Raw genomic sequence first — 5,986 nt, 5'->3', positions numbered from 1 at the left:
CGGGAGTAGGATTTGAACCTACGACCTTCAGGTTATGAGGGTCACCCCTGCAACTCAAAAAGTCTTGTGAACTCCGAGACTTATCCAAATTTCGGATACAACACGTCGGCGTCGTGTCGCACGGAACTGCCGCAAACCCTTGGGAGGGAACGGGAATCCAGAACGCCCTTCATCCGCGCTGGCTCTTGAAGCCTTCGTATCGGGGTCGTAGGCGGCATTGTAGGAAGCCCTCCAACAGCGTCAGGACCGGTACACCAAGGCGCACTGGAAGTAGGATGTTGACGCGATCCACATTCGTTCGGATCCAGCTCCCGATCTCGGCCTGATCCGCCTCACCTAACCCAATGCGCTCGGCATCGGCGATCATTGATGCCGCGAGCGTGCTCTGCGCGCTTCCCGGATTGTAGTGCTGGCTAGTATAGCGTGCCTGGCTCTTTGAGCCGACCTTCCCGACCTTCAGGACGTCGGAACCGTGCGTGAAGACATATACGGCCATGGTCCCCGCCGGCAGCCGCGTGGGCGGCGCGTGGGGCGCAGGCAGCGCCTCGATGCGGATGTCGTCCGTCGCCAGCGTCACGCCCGCCAGCCGCGCGACGGTGGCGAAATCAGCTAGGGTTTGGTCCGGAAGCCATGTCATGGCAAAAGCTTACCCCAGCAGCTTCGCCTCGACCATCGCCATGGCCTTCTGATGGTCGGGCGACGGGAACAGGTGACCGTAGCGTTCCATCGTCATCTGGATTGATGAGTGGCCTGCGAAGGTCATCACTTCCTTGATCGAGAAGCTCTGCTCGATCCAGAGCGATACGGCGAAGTGGCGAAGGTCGTGCCAGCGCATCGTCACCTCGACCTTTCCCTGCAGCTTACGGAAACGCGCCTGCGTATTGGTATGCTGAAGGATCCCGCCGCGCGGCGCGGGGAACACCAACTCGAGATCGCTTTTGGGGCAGCGCAATTTCCAGCGACGCAGGGCGTTAAGGACCATCGGCCCGGCGGGGATGTCGCGGAACCCAGCCCTCGATTTCGGCTCGCCCATCTGGTTGTAGGCGTCGGCACGCTGGCGGATGTAAATGAAGCCCATGTCGAAATCCACGTCCTGCCAACGAAGGCCCCGCAGTTCCGATGCGCGCAACCCGCCCAACGCCGATACGATCAGGTGTGGTTTGAAATCCTCGTCGGCCGCCTCGATCAGCGCGCGGATCGCCTCCTTCGACGGCACCGGCGCCTTGTGCTCGATCCGGCTGGATTTGATGATGCGAACTCCATGCGCGGCGTTGGTGAACAACTGGCCGTTGTCGATGGCATGGTCGAGGATCAGCTTCAGCACCGAGATGGCGCGGCGGGTCAGATGCTCGGACCGCCCGTTCAGCAGCAGCCTGTCGCGGAACTCGTTCACATGGCTACGGGTCAGTTGCGCGATCAGCCTGTCGCCGATCCCGATCTCCGCATTCTTGATATGAAGCCGCACATAGTCGCTGTACCCGCGCAGCGTCGACCGTTCCATCCGCCGCCCCGTCTTGCAACGCACCTCACAATGGTCGAGCCAGCTTTGCGCGGCTTCCGCCACCGTAATGCTTTCGCTGTCGGCCAGATAGGTGTGGTTCGCGACCAGTGAGCGAACCTTCACCAGATAGACGTCGGCATCCTTCCGGCGCGGGAACAACTTGGAACGGCGCTTGCCAGCCTGGTCGGTAAAGTCCACCTGCCAGCGCACCAGGCCCGAGGGCAATGTTCTCTTGCGGATCGTGGCCATTTGCGTCCTCCAACTCTCCATCACGCTCAGGTTGCGGGTCAGGCAAGGCCCGAATTTCCGAGGTGAACGAATACCATTGACAGTGTGTCGGAGGTCACTTATCCATAGCTCAAACATACTGTCAAAGGTAATCGCCATGAGTCAGGAATTCACCATCCAGCAGATCGCCGATGCTGCGCAGCTGACCCGCTACCAGGTCGAGGCATGGATCTCGCGCGGCCACTTCAAGCCGGAAAACCCGGTCGAGCCGGGCAAGGCGCGGAAGTACACCTATCACGATGCCATCAAGCTCGGCGTGCTGGCCGAATTCAGCCGCCTCGGACTTTCGCCCACAGTCGCCTCGATGCACACGGCACATCTCTTCGGATACCACGATGCGGACTCGCTGCTTGTGATCTGTCAGGGCCCGGTCCGGGTGTCGGAGACCATTGAGGTGGTCGATGAGGACGGCGAGATCGACCACACCTTCGGCCGCATCACACGCCCGTCTGAACTTTGGCGGATCGTCGAGGATCCCGACGTGCGCTCGTTCGCTGCCATCAACCTCGGCCACACCGAACGGCGCGTGAAGAAAACACTCGGCATCGCCTGAGGCCAAACCCGACAATCGGAGGACATCATGGAACATCAAATGCGGGCTGGACCCGCCACGGAAGAGGCTTGCCCGACGCTGGCCGAAGATCTGCTGCGCGGTGCGGATGCAATCGCCATCTTTGTCTTCGGCGACGCGAAGGCACGCCGGAAGGTCTATTACTATGCTGGCGAGGCCAAGGTGCGGATGCCCACCTTCCGGATGGGCAACGTCATCTGTGCGCGGAAATCCAAGCACATGAGCTGGATCGAAACCCAGGAGGGCGCACGATGATGGACCCTCTGTTCCGGTTCAAGCCATGGGATCACGTCGTGCTTGGCAAGCGGCTGCGGGAATGCCGGGAGGCCGTGATGGGCCTCCTGATCGTCGCCCCGACCGATGGCGAAACCAACCGGATCGCACGCCACACCGTCGCCGCTGTGGATCGTCTGCGGTCGGAAATCGACTGCCATCTCCAGATGACGCGGCCCATGCGGCGCGATCCGCGACGTCTCAGCCGACACATCTATGGCGGCCAGGCGCACATCTCCGGTTGCCTTGCCAGCGAGGCGGATCGCGAGCTGGACGATTTTGCGGGCTGGGAACTGGAGGAGTAAGCAATGGAGGACGCCATCCGCACGACCGACGACATGGCCAGCGCCGACGCGACGGCGGATGCGCCCACTGTGGTTCCCACGCCCATGTCGCCAGACGATCTGACCGACCTGCGCCTGAAGCTCCATCGCGGCGGCTATCTCCCCGTACCAGTGCTCGGATCGCATGTGGCGATGAAGGCCGCTGGCAAGCGACCGATGATGAAAGGCTGGGAAACCGTCTGCGCCAGCGCCGACGAGACCGAGATCACCCGATGGACCAAGGCGCAGCGCAACTGCACCAATACCGGGCTGCTTTGCGGCGATCTCGTTGGCGTCGACATCGACGTGCTGGACCAGGATCACGCCCACCGCCTGACCTGCATCGCGACCGAGATGCTCGGCATGTCACCTCTCTCCCGCATCGGGCGCGCACCGAAAATCCTGCTGGCGTTCCGCACCGATGCGCCGTTTGACAAGGTCCAGACAAGTGAGTTCCACATGCTGGACGGCACGGTGGCGCGCGTCGAGGTGCTGGCAACCGGGCAGCAGTTCGTGGGGTTCGGTATCCATCCCGACACGAAGGCATCCTATCATTGGCCGGAATGTTCGCCGCTCGATGTGCCGCTGCACGAATTGCCGGTCGTCAGCCAAGGCCGCTGCGCCGCCTTCATCGCGGCGGCCGAGAGTTACCTGCGCAAGGTCGGCGGGCAGACCACCAGCGACCGGCGCGAGATCGATCGCGAGGGTCGCAAGGCCGCCGGGCTCAAGCAGAAGGAAGCCCCGTCGCGCGAGCTGATCGAGGAAGCGATCGCCCACATAAGCAACGACGAACTGCCCTACGACGACTGGATCAAGGTCGGGCTCGCACTCTATGCCGCGCTCGGGCCCGATGGTCGGGACCTGTGGGAGACCTGGTCAGCCGAGGCATCGAAGAACGATCCGGCCTACAGCGCCGAGAAATGGGGCAGCTTCGCCAGCGTGCGCAGTGTCACGGTCGGCACGCTGTTCTGGCTCGCGCGGCAGAACGGATGGCGGGCCGAACGGGCACAGCGCATACGGCCTGCGCGCCCGACCAGAAGTCCCGTTGATGCAGACGAGGACGCGCCTGATGATGACGACCGCCCGGCGATCCGCATCTATGCGGGCTTCCTGCACGAAACCGTGGACATGGCTGAAGGTGCGTTGATGCAGGCCGGGCTCGATTACTATCAGCGCGGCAGCATGGTGGTGCGCCCGGCCATGGTGCCGGTGGCGATCTCAGACGGTCGCAAGATCGACGCACAGCGCCTCGTGGACGTCAAGGCGCACCACATGGCCGAAGCCTTTACCCGCGCGGCCAACTGGAAACGGTTCGACAAACGCGAGGGTAAATGGCTGAGCACCGATTGTCCGCATCGGATTGCCGAGACCTTCCTCGTTCGCGAGGGCCAGTGGCGGCTGCCCGTGCTGACCGGCATCATCAACTGCCCGACTCTGCGGCCCGACGGCTCGATCCTCGACCTGCCAGGCTATGATGCGCAGACTGGACTGCTGTTTGACCCACAGGACGTCCACTTCCCGATGCTGCCGCGCGATCCTGACCGGGCAACGGCACAGCGCGCACTCGCCTTCCTCAAGGACCTCATCTCGACCTTCCCTTTCGTGACCGACGCGGATCGGTCCGTCGCGCTCTCCGGGATACTCACCGCGCTCATCCGCCGGTCGCTGCCGACCGCGCCGCTGCACGGCTTCAACGCGCCGACGGCCGGGACTGGCAAATCCATGCTGGTCGATCTGGCGAGCCTGATCGCCACCGCCCGTCCCGCGCCGGTGATTGCACAGGGCAAATCCGAGGAGGAGATGGAGAAGCGGCTGGGTGCCGCGCTGATCGCAGGCGACGTGCTGATCGCCATCGACAACTGTGAGGAACCGCTTGGCGGCGAGTTGTTGTGCCAGACCTTGACCCAAACCAGCCTGAAGGTCCGCATCCTCGGCAAATCCGTGAATGCCGAGGTCCCGAGCAATGCCGCCGTCTTCGCCACCGGCAACAACCTGACCCTCGAGGGCGACATGACCCGCCGCGCCATCAGGGCGACGCTCGATGCCGGTGTTGAGCGGCCCGAGCTTCGAGCCTTCGACCGCGATCCCCTCGCCATGGTGACGGCGCAACGGGGAGATTACGTCGCCGCTGGCATTGCCATCCTGCGCGCCTATCACATCGCCGGGCGGCCCGGGATGCGCCCTCCGCTGGGCTCATTCACCGACTGGTCGCGTTGGATCCGCGATGCCCTGATCTGGCTGGGCGAGGCCGATCCCTGCAACACGATGGAGGAGCTGCGCGGGGCCGACCCCAAGCTGGAGGCGCTGACCTCGGTCCTGGCGGGCTGGCGTGAGGTGATCGGCATGGATCGGGTCAGCGTCCGCGATGTCATCGAGTGCGCGACCGATCAGCGACCACAGCTGTATGGGCGTACGGAGTTCGTCCACCCCGAGTTCCGCGAGGCATTGCTGCGGGTCGCGGGCGAAGGCGGTGTGATCAACGGCAGACGGCTCGGCAGGTGGATCGGGGCACACCAGAACAGGTTCGTCAGTGGTCTGCGCCTGATCTTCGCAGGTGTGTCGGCAGGGCACGCGCGCTGGCAGCTGCAGCACGCGGGGGGCGACGCAACGTCGATCAACAACGGTTCTGAAAATCTCCGGAGCCATGCCGATGCGTGACATCTATTCCCGATTTGTCTGGTGGGTTTGGTGGGTTTGGTGGATTAACTCCGGCTCAAATCTGTGTTTGTCACCCAAAGTGTCAGCGACGTGGAAGGTCGCGACAAGTGACGCCATGCATCATTCTGCAACGCATGACGTGACAGTTTGCAGGAGCGGGCTGAAACAACCCACCAATATCCACCAAACCCACCAGACAATTCGTCAACCGACGGTGACGCCCGGCACGCCCTGCGAAAACATCAGAACCGTTGTTAGCGGACGGGAACGCCGGTTTGCAGGCCGCCGGGCGGTTCCTCCTGCGCCGATCCGTATGTGGGGGAGCGCAGCGCATGACCCCTCCAGCGTCAGGGGGCGAATTTGACTAAACTC

Annotated in this window: 6 protein-coding genes; 4 read left to right on the top strand and 2 right to left on the bottom strand. The window is 63.3% G+C overall.

The window, feature by feature from the left end:
- Positions 1-169: 169 nt before the first annotated feature.
- Both ROA7023_RS22670 and ROA7023_RS22665 read right to left on the bottom strand, forming a co-directional pair.
- The gene (locus ROA7023_RS22670) at positions 170-637 is read right to left on the bottom strand and encodes a hypothetical protein (RefSeq protein WP_085881245.1); all 468 of its coding nucleotides are present in this window, start codon (positions 635-637) and stop codon (positions 170-172) included.
- Positions 638-646: 9 nt separating this feature from the next.
- Positions 647-1,750: a site-specific integrase gene (locus ROA7023_RS22665; protein WP_085881244.1), complete on the bottom strand. Its 1,104-nt coding sequence runs from the start codon at positions 1,748-1,750 to the stop codon at positions 647-649.
- A 136-nt stretch (positions 1,751-1,886) separates the two neighbouring features.
- Between ROA7023_RS22665 and ROA7023_RS22660 the strand changes: the two genes are divergently transcribed.
- The 4 genes from ROA7023_RS22660 to ROA7023_RS22645 are packed head-to-tail and all read left to right on the top strand — an operon-like array spanning position 1,887 to position 5,614.
- Positions 1,887-2,342 carry a MerR family transcriptional regulator gene (locus ROA7023_RS22660; RefSeq protein WP_085881243.1) on the top strand — a complete coding sequence of 152 codons (456 nt, stop codon included), beginning with the start codon at positions 1,887-1,889 and terminating at the stop codon, positions 2,340-2,342.
- Positions 2,343-2,369: 27 nt separating this feature from the next.
- Complete coding sequence (locus ROA7023_RS22655; protein ID WP_234992418.1) at positions 2,370-2,615, top strand: hypothetical protein; 246 nt, start codon at positions 2,370-2,372, stop codon at positions 2,613-2,615.
- On the top strand, positions 2,612-2,938 hold the full coding sequence (locus tag ROA7023_RS22650) for a hypothetical protein (RefSeq protein WP_085881242.1): 327 nt from the start codon (positions 2,612-2,614) through the stop codon (positions 2,936-2,938). The genes ROA7023_RS22655 and ROA7023_RS22650 overlap by 4 nt, the downstream gene beginning before the upstream one ends.
- Positions 2,939-2,941: 3 nt before the next feature.
- Positions 2,942-5,614, top strand: coding sequence for a PriCT-2 domain-containing protein (locus ROA7023_RS22645; protein ID WP_085881241.1), 2,673 nt, complete (start codon positions 2,942-2,944; stop codon positions 5,612-5,614).
- The last annotated feature ends 372 nt before the right edge of the window (positions 5,615-5,986 follow it).

Source organism: Roseisalinus antarcticus (genome assembly GCF_900172355.1).
Classification (GTDB): Bacteria; Pseudomonadota; Alphaproteobacteria; order Rhodobacterales; family Rhodobacteraceae; genus Oceanicola; species Oceanicola antarcticus_A.
Note: the sequence above shows the minus strand (reverse complement) of the source record. Positions and strands in the feature narration are given on the sequence as shown.

Bases quoted from the DNA above. Each gene is read 5' to 3' on its own strand.
- ROA7023_RS22670 (WP_085881245.1), bottom strand. From the start codon at position 637: ATGACATGGCTTCCGGACCAAACCCTAGCTGATTTCGCCACCGTCGCG.
- ROA7023_RS22665 (WP_085881244.1), bottom strand. From the start codon at position 1,750: ATGGCCACGATCCGCAAGAGAACATTGCCCTCGGGCCTGGTGCGCTGG.
- ROA7023_RS22660 (WP_085881243.1), top strand. From the start codon at position 1,887: ATGAGTCAGGAATTCACCATCCAGCAGATCGCCGATGCTGCGCAGCTG.
- ROA7023_RS22655 (WP_234992418.1), top strand. From the start codon at position 2,370: ATGGAACATCAAATGCGGGCTGGACCCGCCACGGAAGAGGCTTGCCCG.
- ROA7023_RS22650 (WP_085881242.1), top strand. From the start codon at position 2,612: ATGATGGACCCTCTGTTCCGGTTCAAGCCATGGGATCACGTCGTGCTT.
- ROA7023_RS22645 (WP_085881241.1), top strand. From the start codon at position 2,942: ATGGAGGACGCCATCCGCACGACCGACGACATGGCCAGCGCCGACGCG.